The sequence below is a fragment of the Larkinella terrae genome, from assembly GCF_009668025.1.
Lineage (GTDB): Bacteria > Bacteroidota > Bacteroidia > Cytophagales > Spirosomataceae > Larkinella > Larkinella terrae.
In genome coordinates, this window is record NZ_WJXZ01000005.1 from 120,795 (window position 1) to 136,416 (window position 15,622).

The 15,622-nt window shown below is 50.7% G+C and carries 15 protein-coding genes; all 15 read right to left on the reverse strand.

What is annotated here, in order from left to right:
* Positions 1–72: 72 nt before the first annotated feature.
* The 15 genes from GJJ30_RS10255 to GJJ30_RS10325 all read right to left on the reverse strand — a co-directional run bounded on the left by GJJ30_RS10255 (position 73) and on the right by GJJ30_RS10325 (position 14,840).
* The gene (locus GJJ30_RS10255) at positions 73–537 is read right to left on the reverse strand and encodes a hypothetical protein (RefSeq protein ID WP_154175057.1); all 465 of its coding nucleotides are present in this window, start codon (positions 535–537) and stop codon (positions 73–75) included.
* A gap of 29 nt (positions 538–566) precedes the next feature.
* On the reverse strand, positions 567–3,446 hold the full coding sequence (locus GJJ30_RS10260; protein ID WP_154175058.1) for a coiled-coil domain-containing protein: 2,880 nt from the start codon (positions 3,444–3,446) through the stop codon (positions 567–569).
* 76 nt (positions 3,447–3,522) lie between these two features.
* A complete protein-coding gene (locus tag GJJ30_RS10265) occupies positions 3,523–4,287 on the reverse strand; it encodes a hypothetical protein (RefSeq protein ID WP_154175059.1) in 765 nt (254 codons plus the stop codon).
* Positions 4,288–4,538: 251 nt separating this feature from the next.
* A complete protein-coding gene (locus GJJ30_RS10270; RefSeq protein ID WP_154175060.1) occupies positions 4,539–6,092 on the reverse strand; it encodes a terminase large subunit domain-containing protein in 1,554 nt (517 codons plus the stop codon).
* Positions 6,001–6,426, reverse strand: a complete 426-nt coding sequence (locus tag GJJ30_RS10275) for a DUF5681 domain-containing protein (protein WP_154175061.1) — start codon at positions 6,424–6,426, stop codon at positions 6,001–6,003. The genes GJJ30_RS10270 and GJJ30_RS10275 overlap by 92 nt, the downstream gene beginning before the upstream one ends.
* A gap of 24 nt (positions 6,427–6,450) precedes the next feature.
* Positions 6,451–7,452: a DNA cytosine methyltransferase gene (locus GJJ30_RS10280; RefSeq protein ID WP_170299161.1), complete on the reverse strand. Its 1,002-nt coding sequence runs from the start codon at positions 7,450–7,452 to the stop codon at positions 6,451–6,453.
* Complete coding sequence (locus tag GJJ30_RS10285; protein WP_154175063.1) at positions 7,440–8,096, reverse strand: methyltransferase domain-containing protein; 657 nt, start codon at positions 8,094–8,096, stop codon at positions 7,440–7,442. The genes GJJ30_RS10280 and GJJ30_RS10285 overlap by 13 nt, the downstream gene beginning before the upstream one ends.
* Positions 8,083–8,316, reverse strand: coding sequence for a hypothetical protein (locus GJJ30_RS10290; RefSeq protein ID WP_154175064.1), 234 nt, complete (start codon positions 8,314–8,316; stop codon positions 8,083–8,085). The genes GJJ30_RS10285 and GJJ30_RS10290 overlap by 14 nt, the downstream gene beginning before the upstream one ends.
* Positions 8,317–8,324: 8 nt before the next feature.
* Positions 8,325–8,561, reverse strand: a complete 237-nt coding sequence (locus tag GJJ30_RS10295) for a ParB N-terminal domain-containing protein (protein ID WP_154175065.1) — start codon at positions 8,559–8,561, stop codon at positions 8,325–8,327.
* 32 nt (positions 8,562–8,593) lie between these two features.
* The gene (locus tag GJJ30_RS10300; RefSeq protein ID WP_154175066.1) at positions 8,594–8,938 is read right to left on the reverse strand and encodes a hypothetical protein; all 345 of its coding nucleotides are present in this window, start codon (positions 8,936–8,938) and stop codon (positions 8,594–8,596) included.
* Between the two features lie 34 nt (positions 8,939–8,972).
* Positions 8,973–10,217: a DUF6371 domain-containing protein gene (locus GJJ30_RS10305; protein ID WP_154175067.1), complete on the reverse strand. Its 1,245-nt coding sequence runs from the start codon at positions 10,215–10,217 to the stop codon at positions 8,973–8,975.
* Between the two features lie 85 nt (positions 10,218–10,302).
* Positions 10,303–12,021, reverse strand: a complete 1,719-nt coding sequence (locus GJJ30_RS10310; RefSeq protein WP_154175068.1) for a YfjI family protein — start codon at positions 12,019–12,021, stop codon at positions 10,303–10,305.
* 261 nt (positions 12,022–12,282) lie between these two features.
* Entirely contained in the window at positions 12,283–12,648 is a 366-nt protein-coding gene (locus tag GJJ30_RS10315) for a helix-turn-helix transcriptional regulator (protein ID WP_154175069.1), read from the reverse strand.
* Positions 12,649–12,769: 121 nt separating this feature from the next.
* Positions 12,770–13,576: a hypothetical protein gene (locus tag GJJ30_RS10320; RefSeq protein WP_154175070.1), complete on the reverse strand. Its 807-nt coding sequence runs from the start codon at positions 13,574–13,576 to the stop codon at positions 12,770–12,772.
* Positions 13,569–14,840 carry a site-specific integrase gene (locus GJJ30_RS10325; protein ID WP_154175071.1) on the reverse strand — a complete coding sequence of 424 codons (1,272 nt, stop codon included), beginning with the start codon at positions 14,838–14,840 and terminating at the stop codon, positions 13,569–13,571. Before GJJ30_RS10325 ends, GJJ30_RS10320 begins: the two co-directional genes overlap by 8 nt.
* Positions 14,841–15,622: the final 782 nt, after the last annotated feature.

Here is a 15,622-nt window from a genome sequence, read left to right on the forward strand (position 1 = left end):
ATCTGACGCACAACAGGCGAACGGTTTTAAATCGTGAGATAAGCATCAAAAACAGATCATTGCGCTACGGGCCTAATTCCTGCGATTCTCAGGCACCGCGTTTATGAACGCTTCCATAATCCGCTGATCAATGTATTGGTTAAGTTCCTCCTGCGTTCGGAACGGTAGCTGGCTTAGTTCTCGATTTTTGTTCCAGACTGTCACCAGTGCACAGTGCGCCTTGATGGTTTCAACCGTTGTGCGTTGAACGTAATGCAGCTTGGAAAAGTGGCGGCCTTTGTATCGCAGGATACGTAGATACAAAGGCGGGCATCTGAGGGGCTGCCAGGGGTCCGGCTTACGTCCTTCCGACTCCTGAAGGACAACGTGTTCGTACCGCTGCATTTCGTCCAGGGCAACCTGAACGGCCCAATGGTCGCAATAGTCTCTAATTAGTTCGTTGGGCCGTTTGCCGTTCCATTCCGGAAACTCCCGACGAACGACCGCCGACAAGCGAATGAGCCGGAGAGCCTGAGCAATAATGAAAATCGTTTTCATGTTCGATTTTTTTAGACGGTCAATGGTCGTTAACCGAAATCGTTCGCGGCTTCACGAACGGCGACCCGGTTTTGGACTCGTGAAATTTCGTCAACTGCCACGCGTGGCGCCGGAAGCTGGCTCATCGCCTGCGCCAGTTTGTTGTAGTCGATACGCTCGACTTGATTGCTGGCAAATACTCCACCACCGGCGTAGTGCATGATGTGATCCGGTAGCGGAATCGTCATCGGCTGAGAAAGGGCTTCGGTACCGGGAAACGCCCGGCCACCTCCGCGCTGGTTGATCTCCGACAACTGCGGATAGAACATCATTGTGCTTTTCGCATTAATCACCGATTCGCCCGGCGATAGCTTCGCGTTGATGTTGTCCGACTTTGGCCCACCGACACCGCGAACAATCGGGCCACTCTTCGGAAGCTCAAATACGCCACCCTCGGCAAATTCCTGGGCACTGATCAGTGCTTGCTGGGCAAATCCCTGTATGGCGATAAAACCCGCCAGAATCGGGCCGAGGATCGGGCCAACAGTTAGCGCCTTGGTGAAGGCCACGGCGGTATTGATTCCAGCTTCAATGCGGGCGGCCCGCTGTTTTTTCTCACCGACTTCCTTTTCCAGTTTCTCCCGACGCTTTTCATACTCCTCCTCAATAGCCGCCCTGAGTTCGGCGTTGTTGCCCGCTGATTTCAAGGCTGCTTCCTGCTGCTGTTGCAAGGCTTTGGATTGAATCGCTTCCTGGGCTGCATAGATTGAAGACAAGGTGTTGTTAAGTTCTCCAGCGACAGAAAGCCCTAGCTCTACTACACTCGCCAAATAATCCTGATCGGCTTTCTCGCGGAGTTTAATGTACTTTTGTCTTATTTCCTCAAGCCGAATCGGGTCTTTCTCGTTTTGTTCCCGTTCCTGCTTCTCAAGTTGATTGAGCCGATCAATATTAAGTTCCAGTTCCGCTTTACTCCCTTTGCGAACGACTGCCAGTCGGTCATCAATGGAGGATACCTCGCGGCTTAACCGTTTCTGATACCGGGCGTTCTGCCGGTCGTCGGTGGCTTCCTGAATATCCCGCTGAGCGTTGGCGAAATCCGTTTCAGCCTGCAGCAATGCCGTTTTCGTTCGGGCGTCGATCTCCTTGATTTTAGCGTCCCGCTGCTCTTTGTTTTTGATGCTCTCGGTTACGCTGCATTTCTCGGCATCGCTCTGGGATTGAATCAGGTCTTTGATTAAATCGAGTTCTTCGCGGGATCCCTTGTTAACCTGTTCGAGTCGGTACTTGATACCCGACTCCCGGATTTCGCCGAGTCGGTTTTCTTCATCGATAGCGGTTTTGAGTCGAAGGTTTGTTAACTCTACTGCTGCATTGGCATCGATCAGGTCCCGCTGCTTTTTAGTGGTGGCATCTTTTTTGGCCAGCAGGGCTTTCTTCTCAATCAGACCCTCTTCAATCGCCAGCGTTTTTTCGCCGTTCTCCTGGGCGACTTTCAGCAGCCGTTCCAGATTGCCGATCTCCGTTTCAAGTTCCTGCTTGGATAACTCTTTGGCCTTGTCGCTGGCTTCTTTGCGGATTGACAGTTGTTTGTTCTGAAGCTCAGTTAACCGTGTGGCGCTTTCGCCCCGTAGTTTGGAAATATTAATTTCAATCTGCGCCAGATCTTCATTATCCTTCGCCATTTTATTGCCTAGCTTCAACTCATCTTCCTTGTTGGCCTTCCGTCTCTCTTCCAACTGGATTAATTTGGCCGTCGTGGATTGTTCCAGGTTGAAGGCATCCCGGGCGGCTTTCAGACGTATCGATTCAGATTTGCTCGTGTCGTCCGAGAGCATTTTAAGCTGTTCGATGGTTGCCATGTTCTTCTCGCGTTCCACGTTCAGTTTGCGCTCCTCTTCGCGCATCTGCTGGCTTTTGCGGGTGATTTCCTCTTGCTTACTGGCAACCTCGCCCAATTGTTCGCCGAACTTCCTGCCACGGTCGTAAAGGGTTTTGAAGTCATCGGCAAACTTTTGAGCCCCGTCACGTACTCCCTTCCAGTCACCTTTCCAGATGGAACTCAGGATATTGCTAACAAGCGTAAAGCGGTCGATCAGCTGCTTTTTGATCGTCTCGCCAATCTGCCCGATAATGTTTTCCGAACCCGTAAACGCCCGGTAGATCGCTTCGCCTACGTTGCCGACCTTATCCGCCAGAAAGCCGAGAACGGCAGTAAACGCTGCGGTTTTGCGTTCGAGAAAATCCACCCCTTTCTGGGTGCGGGTCAGGGCAGCCACAATCAAGGTAAAAGCGGCAACGATAGGGACAGCCATTAGGGCGACAAGTCCACCTCGTAGTGAAAGAATGCCTTTACCGAATGTCGTGGCTGTGTCCCATCCGTTTTGGAACTTATCGCTGAGGTCGCCCAGATTAACACCTAGCGGACTTAACTCTTTAATGTAATCCGTTACTGACTTTTTGCTGTCCTTACTTGCCTTTTCGCTCTTTCTGGTGGAATCAGTAACCCGTTCGGTTTTGTTTTCCAGGTTGTCCAGTCCGTCAATCAGTCGGTCGATTGCCTCCTGTTCGGCTTCGGTGGCGGCCGTTTGATCCTGCTTGGTGCGGGTCAGGGCGGTAGCCTGCCGGGCAACCTCCTTATGGCTGGCACCCATCTTGCTTAGGCTATCCGTTGCCGCTTTGTTGGCTGCGTCCTGCTGTTTAACCACCTGCACATTGGCTGCCAGTTCCGTTTTCAGGCTTTTAATCTGGCTTTCAATCTCGGCCTGTTTTTTGGCAAACTCGGTCGAGGTCATCGTGCCCGCCTGCACCTGCTTATACAGGTTGTTAAACTCTTCGCGGGCGGCTTTGAGTTGTTGTTTCAGATCAACGACCCGTTCGCGGGCGTCACCCTGATCGTATTCAAGACGTAGTAATATAGTATCTCCCATTGTTAAGTTGTTTACTGTGATTATTTAAGATTGGCGCGGATGCCGAAAACCGAATCCGCGCCGTGAAGCAGACGTTTTACCAGGCTTCGACCAACCGGCGCCACCGGGACTTTCGGATAATTGGCTCCGGTATGATGGGCGTACTCTGTTTATTGTAAACCAGTACGATCTCGCTGACCCGTGGCAGCGAATCGGTGCCCTGCCAGATGCTGAGGTAATGTTTAGCCAGCGGTATCGCCTGCATAAACGGCAGTTCCTTTACTTTCCATTCGTAGTATTTCAGCATTTTAGGTTTGATGCCGTTAAGTTGTCGATGCAACGTGAATACCGGCTCATCCATAAGTTGAAACATGAATATGCGAAGCGTCGGAATCACCCAATCCAATGTAGACAGGTCTTCAAGTTTTTCCATTTCCTCGTTCATAGCCTGCTCCTGCACAAATCCAAAGTGTTCGCGGGCATTCTCCGGAAGGGCCATTCCGGCAATGACCGTCGGAACGGGCAAATCATCCACCTGGACCGGCTGAGACAGGTAGTCCAGCGTTTTAATCACGGCCCTGTACTCGGTTGTCGACAGTCTGGCGGCCACTTCGGGATCGCTCGCCAGCGACAAAATAGCATTCTGGGGAGTAAAGCCACCTTTGGATAAGCGTAGGTACTCTTCCAGGGTAACATCCTCCCAACGTCTTGGCAAATCAAACTCGCCGTTCCTGCACTGAACCGTTAATGCGTCCCGCTTGCGGGTGACGCCGAGAAAACCAAAATGCCGCTCTAGTTTTTTAAGGGATAATTGTAGTTTGGAGATTGTTTCGCCTGCCTTGCGGGCGGATGAGTCATCCATTGGTTGATCGAGATTTAAGTCAATTGTCGCCATTCTTCTTATTGCTGTTTAAATAATGAATAAAAGGTACTGAAATATCCATTCTAAAGGAAATTATTCTTTTAAATAGCCTTCCTGTGGGAATTTTTCCCTGATTCGGGGCGAAATGTCACAGCTAATCCCGGTTTCCCTTGATTTGCGCGACGATCTCGGAATTATTTACGGATTGTTCGACTTGAATAGATCGTGGCTCTACGGGCTTGTTTTGATCATTACCACGAACGCCCTCCGCGAGCAGGTCCACCACCGCCGAAATTGCTTCGCATCTGAACCGTAATGCGGGTCGCTGAGGATTTGTGTTCTACCGGTGGCTTTCCGTAGATCGTCCATACCCCGCCCCGGATCGCGTCCATCGCGTGATTCCATCTATCAATCGGATCGTTGGTCGGCTTACCATTGAGCATGATGTATTTGTAGTTTCGGACTTCCTTGCCAATGTTGCGACTCCGGCGGGTATAATGCACCGTGTACTCGTTTAGCTTGCTGATTCCGGCGATAACCGAACCCGGTCCTTTCTCGCTGGGGATTGCGTTAATGCCTGCTACCTTGACACCATCCGGCTTATAATACCCGGCGGAAAGCTCATCAACGGACTTTCGTTCGGCCCGGTCGCAGATCGTTTGAATATTAGCATCAAGCCCAGCCGCGTGGAAGAGGTCAAGGATATCAGGATTCATCAAACCCGGCGTATAAGCTATTTCGTCCACGTACAGGTTGCGGCCACTACGGCCCACCTTGCCGATAAACGTCGGGTCTATAGAATAGCCAAAGTCAATTACGTTGAAATAGCTGTCACAGTGCGGCATTTCGTCAATCTCGATCCAGTTCGGAAAGACCAGCGATTCCTCGGAAGGTTTGGGGTCCTGTTGATACATCGAGTTGAACGTAAACGGGTTGTCTCTTTTTACTTTTTCAATTTTCTCCTGGCTGTGTCTTTCCGGCCAGAGCGCAGCACCAACCGGACGCGGATCATATTGGCTCTGATCTTTTGTTCGCAGAGCCGGAAAACTGATCACGTGCCATCCGTAAGGATTGGTTGAACTCCATAGTCCGTCCCGGTCCAATGCCCTACCTGCCGGGTCGTCCTCCTCCCAACGGGTGAGGATCATCACCTGCGCGGAGTGGTTGTGTAGCCGCGTCTCGAAAACATCCGTGTACCAATTCCACGTACTTTCACGAATCGTTAACGATTGTGCATCTGCGCGGTCTTTAATTGGATCGTCAATGATGCCAATATCTACCGACGTGCCAGTCAGGGATCCTCCGACGCCCACTGTTTTGACAAAACCCTCGTGACCGACTACACCGAATATCTCGCTATTGCGAAGTGTGCCACCGGTGGACACGGTTACGACATTACTGCCGTTTAGCCGAGTATCTGGAAATAGCGCCAGATATGGCTCGTCATCCATCCGAAGCTGTATATCGCGGTTAAAGCTGCTGGCCAGCGTGGATGAGTAAGAAGCAATCAAAATCTTTGTGTTCGGGCTTCTACCCAATATCCACGCCGGAAAGCTACGGGTCGACAGTTCGGACTTTCCGTGTTGAGGTGGAACAAAAATCATCAGCTTCTGAATCTTGCGCTCGTAAACCGCCTGTAACTTGTCAGCGATAACCTCGTGAAACCATTGTGCAGAATATTGAGGCCGGATGTGCGGTATGAAATCCCGGAAGTTATTCCTCGCCAGTCTCCGGCTGATCAATTCGCTCTCGAATTGCTGCTGCTGCAGCTCTTGAAGTAGCAAGTCTTTGTCGTAATTCATCATCGCTTAATTTAGAAAGGTCTTCAAATTTCATTGGCCCACCATCCTCGCCGGTATGTTCAATGAATTGCTTTGGTGATCCATACGCACTATCAAGCAATGCCTTGTATGCACCTACGTCACCACCTCGCGCTTTCTTGATCATGGCAAGCGTCATAATATCTTCCTGCGTTAACCGGCTCTCTTCCTTTGTAATTGGATTTTTTACGTTCTCCTCCGTATCTAGCCAGATACGGGCTGTCGTGTTTCGATTCTTCGATTCCTTCGGCCTTCCGGATGGATTACCGGAAACACCTTTCGGGAACTTGTGTGGCTCGATGTTTTCTGGGTTTGGCATCGCTGTATTTTCGCTGTATTTGTGTTATCTAATTTTGTCCAGTACTTCCCTCGCCAGCGTTCGGGCGATGGCTTCCATCATCTTCGGTGGCACGCTTCGACCGACACCCTCGGTGCAGCGAATCCGCGAACCTTCGAGTCGGTAGTCATTCGGAAACGATTGCAGGGCCTTTAACTCGTCGGTGTAAAAGTGCCGCGGCTCTTTCCAGTGAAACAAGTCATCACCCGCGTGCGCGGTGATCGTGTTGGCGGGCCTGAGCGGGTGCAGCTTCATTTTCGAGAACCAGCCTTTTCGACCGGTCTTGCGAAAGTTGGCATCTTCCATTGATTGCCCCGGCTGGGTCATGTTCCAGTACTCTCGTTGCAGGTCGGAAATACTGACGTCCTCGGACTTGTCGATCTGATACGCCCGGATCGCTTCGCTGGCGGTGATGATCTTGCCGAACGGTTGAGGGAATACCGGGTTTAAGCCCAGGTCACAGCGAACACCCACGAAAATAATCCGCTGTCGAATCTGGGGAACTTCGTAATTAGCGGCATTCAATAGCTTCGCCGAAACCTTGTAACCTGCCGACTCGAAGGCTTCAAAGAACTGATTGAAATAGCCCTTCGATACCCCCTTGATCAGACCGCTGACATTCTCAGCGACGAACGTTTTGGGCTGCATGGCTTCGAGAAAGCGGATGTACTCAAAAAACAGATCGTCGGTGCGCTGCTCACGGTTCCCGTACTGCTTGACTTTACCCCAACCGTCGGCAACAATGCCGTTAGTCGAAAACGACGAACAGGGCGGGCTACCGTCCAATACGTCCAGATCGCCCGGGCGAAGGCCCAACTCGGCAAGGATTGCCAGCGGTTCCAGTGTTCGGATATCGCTTTGGTAAACCTTCGTGCCGGGATGATTCAGCCGGTAGTTAGCCGCCTGGTAGTCGAGGAATTCCACGGATGCCAGCACTTTAAGCCCGGCCTGTTTGTAACCCTGCGAAGAGCCGCCGATGCCGGAGAACGTCGAAATCACTTGATACATAGCCAGGCTTTGAATTGTAAGAACTGCCAGATCGGGGTAACGCATCCGAACACCTTCAACAGAGCGAGGTTCTGCTCTTCGCTCTGCGGGCGCATGATTCGCCGGAGCGATAACTGCTTATCGAGTATCTGCTCGGCGGTGAAGTGTTCCAGCTTCATATCGTAGTGGCTGAACGTGAACAGGTCCTGAATGTAGCCGTTATCGACGTACTGCTTTTCGGCAATGATCAGGGCCGCGCCGGGCTTCAGGGCGCTATGCACTTTCTCAATCAGCGTCTTCCGGGCCGCCAGTGGCAGGAATTGCAGCGTGAACAAACAGAACACCAGCTCGCAGGATTCGAGCGAAAAGTCCGCCCGCGTCAGATCGTCATTGATCAATGTTACGCCCTGACTGCCGGACTTACCCAGCAGGTTATCCGAGCGGTCGATGCCGACCAGCCGTGCCGATTCAGGAGCGATCAGCCGAACCTTTGCCAGTAGTAGCCCGGTGGAACAGCCGAGGTCATAGACCAGGGCGTTCTCGCCGATAAAGTGGGTCGCCACCCGCAGAACCGACTCGCGCAGGTTTACGTAATTGGGGATCGAAAGCTCAATGTGATCATCAAAGCTCTGAATCGTATCGAAACTGAAGTTAGTCGAACTCATGGCCGCAGCTGGGGCATTTGTGTTTGGTGGCAATCTTGCCGGTCATCTCGTCACCGTCTTTGGTGCTCCGGGATTTCGGCGCTTCATCCATTCCCGAAAGTTCCAGGCCCCACTCGCCGAGCAGATCCTTATCCCATTCGGCGGCCAGTAGTTCTTCGTCCCATTCGCCGTTGTTGACGTTATCGCGGATAATGATCTCCCGCTCTTTTTCTTCGCTCAAGCCTTCAATCAGAAAAGTAGGGACTTCTCCAGTCCGATCTTTTGGGCCGCTTTGTAACGCTGATTTCCGGCCAGAATGACCAGTATCCCGGTACGGTTGGACAGGATCAGCGGACGGGCTTCAAAATAGGCCGGGTTCTCCTGAATAGACTGGCAAAGAATCTCGAATTGGTCGTCCCGGATCGTGCGCGGGTTGCCTTCTAACTCGTGGAGGTCCGCCAGTGGGCGGTAGGTCATTGTTTGCATTGTATTTGCTGTTTGAAAGTGAAATTCTCTAATCAGAATCTTCCGACGGTCGCCTGCAAAATGGCCGCTATTGCCGTTTCATCCGTCGGGTCGACAGAGCCAATGAACAACAGCAAGCGGCTCACCTTGTCTACCTCGGTGCTAATTGGCTGGCGCGAATACTCCTTCTTGTATTTGATGGTTCGCAAATCGATGTGCTCCGGGTTTGAGTATCCAACGGCGTAGATAAAGTGGTCGGTGTCGTGTGTGCCACGGTACATGATCAGGTGTCGGTGTTCGGGCAGGTGTTCGCTGACTGAGAATCCGTCACATTCGGCCATTAGAATCAAATGGCTGAACTCGCTGCCGGTTTGGGTGTCATTGAGAATTGCTTGCATTTGCATGGTAGTTCTAATTGTATGAATTGATTGATTAACCGACTCGGTGTAGTGGTACCGGCCGCAGGACCCGCCCCGGCTCGACCCCGGTTTGATTGGACCAGTATTCACCGTTAGGACTTTGCAATAGTTCGATGGTCGGCATGGCGTTAGGCTTGTTATCCCACGTTGGCGGATAGCCCTTCTTCTCTACCCATTCCTTGAGAATAAAGTCGGCCAGGTCATACCCCTGCTCTTTCTGCTCTGGGGTTGCTGCGCGTTCGAGGTAGTCCGAGAGAGTGATATTGAAACCCTTTGTATTCAGCTCATCGGCTTTCTGCTTCCACCGCTCGAAGGCGGTTCCGTTGGCAGAGGTATCGGGAAACAGGACAATGTTCCGGCGCCGTAGGGGATTCAGCCGGGCTTTGTTGAGATAGCTCAGTGACCAGATCGCCATCCAGCACAAATCTGGAAAATGGCCCGCAGCGAGTACGGCGGTCTTGGGACTCTCAACGATCCCAATAGTCTGATCGGGCGGGGCGGTGGCTAACTGGTGCAGACCGAATGGGTACGGGAACTTGTCGCCGGTCACTTCATAACGTTCGAGCCATTCAGGGAGCGCCTTGCCCTGCTCTTTGAGGTAGCTTTTGATCAGGTAGTGAATCGGGCGGTTGCACCGGTCAAATCCACCTTCACCATCCTTGAACTTCACGGTGCGGGCATCCACACTGAACAGTACGCCCTGCCCGCCGTAGGTGTTGCCATCGACATCCTGACACCAGAAAATCGTTCCACCTTTGCCGAAGTCCTCCACCTTGAACCGGTCGCCGACATTTTGAGTAATCCGGTAATTAGCCTTATATGTGCCGATTCGGAACCGCTCAATAAGCTCCTGAGCGTGGGTGTTTCCGAAATGCCCTTTCAGCATATAGGCGAAGTGATTGGCTTCGTAATTGCCGAGGGAGCGCGTAAAGACGTCTGCCGGGATCTGCTGCAACTCCGGCGTGGGCGGCTGTTTAGGTGCAGGAGCTGGCCTGGCTTGTGGCGTTACCTGTCCACCTTTCCACTGCTGGCGGTCGGCTTCGTAAACCTGATCAGAGTAGCTTACTCCGCTGGTGCCTTTGTCGTAGGGCGAGAATGAATAGTTGCAGTTGGCTTCCCGGTCACACCGGCCGAACTCTTCGGGCAGCAGATCGCCGGTCCGGTCGTCCCGGTAGGGTACATACGTCCGGCGTCCGCAGCTCGGGCAGTAGAGTTTCCCTGACTTAGAATGAAGTTTGTATCTGTATGGAGTGCTCATAGTTGTTGTTTTGGCTATTTGAGACGCTGACAAAACCGACAAAAGGGTATTTTGGGGGTTTTGTCAGTTTTGTCAGTAAGTCAGTCTACGTTTTTGAAATAATTTTCGGATGAATTTTGTACTGCGTAGCTTCTGGCCTGCCGTTCTGGGACTCTTTCGGCTTCATGGGCAGAATCCATCCCTGTTCCTGTAGCTCTTCCAGTGCGCACTCCACCAGGTCGTTCGTGTTGAGATTTGACCAGCCCTTGCGGACCACATCGCGCACCTTAAATTCATCCTTCAGATCACCGATCCGGATGTGGCGTAGTAGCTCTTTGGCGGCTGCCACGCTGAGCCCGTCGAGTAGCCCGTAAATCCGGCGGGCATGGGACATCAGGTACTCACACCAAAGTAAAGCGCGATCAATGGCTTGCTTGGAAACCAGTCGTTTCTCGGTGCCTGAGACAGCTACCGGATTTGCCAGCGAGTCGGCGACGTGGAACACCAGCGCCAGCGCGGGAATCAGAGAGCGGTATTTGACAAAGTGCTCCAAGACCAGCCCGTTTTCGTTTGGCAGAACCTCTTTTTCCCAATGGGTGAGCCAGTCGATAAAGACCTGCTGGGCTTCGTCGTCAAAGCGGGTATACGGAAAATCGTTGTACTCATCAATACACCAGCCAAATTCGCTAAAATCAGAATCAGCAATTTGCTGGATCAGGTCAAATGCCGCATCCCGCGCCCGTGTGTCAGGGTATTGATCAACGTAACTCCATTCCGGTTTATCAGGGTAAACGGCGAGCTGCAAACGTTGAACAAACCCGTCATTTTCAAACCCTTGCGCAGCCTTCAAATAACCCAATAACTTCGTAGGCTGAATGGCCCCAAAAAGCGAGATGCAGATCCGTTTAATGTGGAGTGTTCCCCGTCCAATTCGGTCCACTGTAATCCGCCCGTTACCATTCCAGGCTTCCAGATAAAACGCCCGATCCCCCTCTCTGCCTGATTTGTCCCATCCGGCAAGTAATCCGATCAACTCATCACGGAACTGCAATAGGCCGGTCGGATTTTCTTCGAGCAGCTCCGCCAGCTTCTCAACAGTGGCGTCATTGGTCATATACCGGCGCTCTTTGGGCTTCACCGGCGGCTCCGGATATTCCGCTGAGAAGTCCACAGACTTGCCTTTTGCTTCTAAATCCTTCTGGTATTTGTACGCTTTCTTTTTTGCTTCGTATTCGATTAAATCGCGCTCATATTCTGCCAGGGCATCTTCGTGGTTTGCCATCGAAGCGACAACCAGCCGATTCAACGGAGCGAAGGCTTCCTGAACAGATGGAGTTTTTAAGCTGGATGGATCACCGATAACTGCACCCCAGAGGTTGGGTATGATTGTCCAGCTATCTCTCGTTTTTGGCTTGATTGCCAGGCGCGTTCCAATCAATGACGAAATCATAACGACTGCCGCCGATGCCAGGTAATCAACCGGGCAGCGCATCCGGTATTGAATATCGGTTAGCCATGGGCGCAACGATTCCGGTATCATTTCGTCTGTCAATGGCAGAACCGGCAGTAGTGGCTTTTCGAGTGTTCGCGGAGTTGGCCAGACGGTTCTTTCGTCGTGGTATTCCCGATCCGGTTTGAAGTTGATGTGCTCATGTCCGTTCGATGTTGCGGACGTTTTAGCTTTCTGTTGGTTAAGTTTTTTGATCTCATCATTGAACTCGCCCCACAAATCACCGGTAACACCTTGACTATTAGTGTAATTTACTGTATCTTCACCCTGTCCTTGCATCGTATCAGAGGGGCTGTATTGATTGTCGCGAATCATATGGCCCCTATTTTTTTGGTTGGCATCTTGTTGAATGGCTACATAGGTCGCTATAGTCAATTACGATAGCACCAGCGTTTTGCAACGCCTGAACGATTGGAGGAATAGCTCCAGAGCAGGAAGAGAAAAGAAAGAATGTAAGCAGGTTCGGCAGCTTGCCGAGGACCAGGCAGTCCGGATTTGCCCCTGCTGTCATGAGTGGGTACGCCTTTCCGCTGGGATCTGATTCAATCAGACCTACTGGCGCATCGAGTGAGGGATTCATGCTGCGGTGCGACGTTTACGTGACCCAAGGAATGAATCAACTGATTGAGTTAACTCCTGATTCTTGGGGCGTCCTTGGCTGATCCACTCGCGAAGTTGCTCTTCCGAGAACAACAGTTTACCACCTTCCCGGCTATGAACCGGAATTTCGTTTTTTGAAACCTTGTTGTAGATGGTTGAGTCACTGTAACCGGTTAACTCCTTAACCAGCTCGGTGCCTCCGATGCGGTTACTACGTGGTGTGGATTGATTCGAGGCCGATGGAAAGGGCCGTCGATCAAATTCCGCCTGTACTGCGCTCTGAACGATCGGTGTAAGCAGAGCGGCAAAAAACGACTTGAGGGAGATGTCTTCGGTAATCATGCGCTGATCTACTGTTTAAGTAAATGACCAGCGCAAATAAAATAGCGATTTTCCCGAAAAAGTAAAGTTCTGGGGGGCCAAATCCAAATTGGCACCGGGCCAAATCCAAATTGGCCTGGATCTATTTTTTCAAACCTAGTGCTCGCTCAATAGTAGATTCTGATGACCCTGTTTCTTCGATTGTAGCTTGAATTGCTTTTTGATGGTCTTTAAGTATATCTTTATGCCCGGCATAAGTCTTCCGTAAACGTTCGTACCTCATTTCAGTACCTTTTCCGTGAGTCCTTTCTTCAGCATTATCTGGATTGCTCCCCTCATCTACCTTTTTATTAACCTTTCCGGCACTTCTTGCCACTTGAATTAAGGTACCTATTCGTTCCCCTTCGGCAGTGCATCGCTCCAGGAAGTTGTTTTGGTGAATAATCCGCTGTAACTCTGGATTGAGTTGAGAAAATTCGGACTGGTATTGCTCAAGCACAGAGATAATTAGCGCCAACCTTTGTTCATTTGTCGATAACCTTGAAAGCCCATACAGCAAAATGTCAATATTGAACGGAGAGTTATTGTACTGTACCTCCGGATCGTCAAGAAACGGAGCGTACTTATTCCGGTAATTGATTAAATTTATTAGAGCGTCCTCGTTTTTAATTACCTGCAGCAACTGGTCAATGAAAAATACCACCTCGGTAGCATCGAAATTATTCTTTTGAACCACCTCCTGCACCTTTTGAATCATTGCATACCATTTATTGGGATTTTCAACTATAAAGAAATAAGCCTCATGGAGCGCGGGGAGTAAAATACCCACACTCTTTTTGAACTCCGATGTCCGACCTTCGTTCTCGTCTCCATATCGAATGATCAGACTTTGCGCAAACCGATTATAAGTCTCATCATCCGAGCTTATGTACTTATCCAGGTCAATCATTTGCTAAAACGGTTTTATTGAAGTTGAGCAATGCTTTCGTGTACTCGCGTTTTACATCATCCTCGAAGCTGTCAAGGTAGTTTTCTGTAGTCCGTAGGTCGGTATGCCCCAGGCTTTCGGAAATAAATTCAATGGGCGCGCCGGATCTCTTTAGCACGGTAGCGAAGCTGTGGCGAGCGAAGTAGGTAGTAACGTCCTTATCGATGCCGAGCTTTTGAGCTATGCGTTTCATCCAGCGATTGACGAACTTGATCTGGTAGTGGGTTAATTCAAGTTCTCGCTGAGGGGTAATGTTGTCTGGTAGAAATGGAAATACCCGGGCGTCGGGCCTATGGTCTGGGTTGCCCCATTTCTTGATCACATCGTGCGCTGTTTCCGTCAGCAGGGCGACAACGGGGCGCTGGCGCGACTTGGTAGATCGGGCGGTTTTGGCCCGAATGAACTTGATGTTGTCACCGTCAATGTTTCGCCATCGCAGCTGACAAATATCCTTCATGTTGACCCCGTTGCAGAGGTAGGTAAATAGCCAGAGGTCGCGGGCCTTGTCCTCCTGGCTGCCGGGAATGGCCGGATAGTGAAATATCTTTTCAACCTCGGCCAGCGTCAGCGCCTTTTTGATGTTGACACCGCTGGGGATGACGTACCGGTTCTTTCCGAAGGGGTAGTCTTTCCGAGTCAATGTGCCGTTATCAATCGCCTGGTTGATCAGCGTTCGCAGTGCCCGTAAGTAAATGCCGACGGTGGTTATGGAGCGGCCGGCCAGTATCATTTTCTTTTCGTACCCCTTCAGAAAGTCGGCGGTTATGTCGGCAAACTTTAACCCCTTTTTATGATCGACCAGCGAAGCCAAAGCATTGCCGTATGAATTGGCGGTGGCCGCCCGACCTTCCTGATTCAGTTGAGCGATGTATTTGTTAAACTGGTGGGCGACGTCAGAACGTAGGGATAGTTCGCGGGTGTTCTCCGTTTCACTTTGAAAGTACAATCCCTCGAAGGCTTCAAAGCTGAACGGGTCCAGTCCACGAATAACTTTTTCAGCGCGGGTAACAAATTCACCGTTCCGTTCCCGAATGTCCCGAAGCTCCCGGCGGGTCTTGGTCTTGTCCTCCACGTCCGTCCAAAGGGTAGGAGTGAGGTCGACTCCGATGCTATAATATTTGCGGAGTCGCTGGTAAGTGATGCGGAGCTTTAACGGGTAAGTGCCATCGGCCTTGATTCGACGGGTGTCCTGAACAACAGCGACAGTAGGAGCAGCGATTTTCATTCAGTGTATCAAACCCATTTGCGACACAGTTTGATACACAAAGTTAGTAGATAATGGTAAATGCAAAAGTAGATTTTGGTAAATATATTAGCTTAAAAGCCTAATAATTAGCGCACCTAACTACTTTTTAGTAGAAGTCAGTAGATATTAGTATACTGCCGGGAGGTGACTCTTAATCAGTGGGTCGACAGTTCGAACCTGTCCGGGGTCACCTTACAGTCAAGCACTTACAACGTAATGTAAGTGCTTTTCTTTTTTAGTTAATCCAGCACTCTGGTGGCCCCTAATCCGATTGATTGGCTGTCAGGGCGGTTTTCGACCAAACCCGGGGAGCAGTGGGATAAAAGGGAGCCTTAACGGCCAAATGAGAGATCGGGCATCGGGTTGCGACGGGAAATTCGCTCAGATTGCTGACGCATTGAATGAAAATGGATTCGCAATTTGGGATTATTCGTCCGAATCTGATCCTCACTATGTTCGCCAACGTTTTCCACGCACCAAGATGGGTAAATCTCTGACAGTGTTGCTATTAGGGACAATATTTATTAACCTGCAAACCGCCATTCCGGTATTTTTTGCAAGATAAACCTCAGTATTGCCTGTATCTGGCAACTTTCATTAATCCATAGCCGATCAAATAGGGGCCGGGTGTCAGGATAACCATCAGACCTAATTTTTTAAATAAATAATCTGTCAGAAAATAGCCTAAGATGGTTACGCCAACAAAGAAAAGGGTGTAAAAGAACCTGAACATTACAAGGATTGGAGTTATCACCAGAGAC

Bases quoted from the DNA above. Each gene is read 5' to 3' on its own strand.
- GJJ30_RS10255 (WP_154175057.1), bottom strand. From the start codon at position 537: ATGAAAACGATTTTCATTATTGCTCAGGCTCTCCGGCTCATTCGCTTG.
- GJJ30_RS10260 (WP_154175058.1), bottom strand. From the start codon at position 3,446: ATGGGAGATACTATATTACTACGTCTTGAATACGATCAGGGTGACGCC.
- GJJ30_RS10265 (WP_154175059.1), bottom strand. From the start codon at position 4,287: ATGGATGACTCATCCGCCCGCAAGGCAGGCGAAACAATCTCCAAACTA.
- GJJ30_RS10270 (WP_154175060.1), bottom strand. From the start codon at position 6,092: ATGATGAATTACGACAAAGACTTGCTACTTCAAGAGCTGCAGCAGCAG.
- GJJ30_RS10275 (WP_154175061.1), bottom strand. From the start codon at position 6,426: ATGCCAAACCCAGAAAACATCGAGCCACACAAGTTCCCGAAAGGTGTT.
- GJJ30_RS10280 (WP_170299161.1), bottom strand. From the start codon at position 7,452: ATGTATCAAGTGATTTCGACGTTCTCCGGCATCGGCGGCTCTTCGCAG.
- GJJ30_RS10285 (WP_154175063.1), bottom strand. From the start codon at position 8,096: ATGAGTTCGACTAACTTCAGTTTCGATACGATTCAGAGCTTTGATGAT.
- GJJ30_RS10295 (WP_154175065.1), bottom strand. From the start codon at position 8,561: ATGCAAACAATGACCTACCGCCCACTGGCGGACCTCCACGAGTTAGAA.
- GJJ30_RS10300 (WP_154175066.1), bottom strand. From the start codon at position 8,938: ATGCAAGCAATTCTCAATGACACCCAAACCGGCAGCGAGTTCAGCCAT.
- GJJ30_RS10305 (WP_154175067.1), bottom strand. From the start codon at position 10,217: ATGAGCACTCCATACAGATACAAACTTCATTCTAAGTCAGGGAAACTC.
- GJJ30_RS10310 (WP_154175068.1), bottom strand. From the start codon at position 12,021: ATGATTCGCGACAATCAATACAGCCCCTCTGATACGATGCAAGGACAG.
- GJJ30_RS10315 (WP_154175069.1), bottom strand. From the start codon at position 12,648: ATGATTACCGAAGACATCTCCCTCAAGTCGTTTTTTGCCGCTCTGCTT.
- GJJ30_RS10320 (WP_154175070.1), bottom strand. From the start codon at position 13,576: ATGATTGACCTGGATAAGTACATAAGCTCGGATGATGAGACTTATAAT.
- GJJ30_RS10325 (WP_154175071.1), bottom strand. From the start codon at position 14,840: ATGAAAATCGCTGCTCCTACTGTCGCTGTTGTTCAGGACACCCGTCGA.